The organism is Salifodinibacter halophilus (genome assembly GCA_012999515.1).
In the GTDB taxonomy this organism is placed as follows: Bacteria; Pseudomonadota; Gammaproteobacteria; order Nevskiales; family Salinisphaeraceae; genus Salifodinibacter; species Salifodinibacter halophilus.
In genome coordinates this window covers 1-265 of record JABEEB010000312.1, presented here as the reverse complement: position 1 = coordinate 265, position 265 = coordinate 1, and the positions used below count along the sequence as shown (strand labels likewise).

The 265-nt window shown below is 74.0% G+C and carries 1 protein-coding gene; it reads left to right on the top strand.

Annotation, left to right across the window (positions count from 1 at the left end; genetic code table 11):
- Positions 1-265, top strand: a 265-nt coding sequence (locus HKX41_11815; GenBank protein NNC24820.1) for a hypothetical protein, incomplete at both ends; no start/stop codon positions are given.

The following is a 265-nucleotide window of genomic DNA, read 5'->3' as shown; positions in this document are numbered from 1 at the left end:
CGCTCAGGGGACGCAGGCCATCACCGCCTTCGCCGCCAATCCGGCCGCGCCGACGTATGCGCCGGGCGGCGCGTTCACTGTGTCGGCCAGCGGCGGCGCCTCGGGCAACCCGGGGGTGTTCGCCAGCACCACGCCGGCGGTGTGCACCGTCGCCGGCAGCACTGTCACCATGCTCGCCGCGGGCGCGTGCGGGCTGACCGCCAACCAGGCCGGCAACGCCAATTACAGCGCCGCGCCGAAGGCGAACTTGAACGTGGCCATCGGC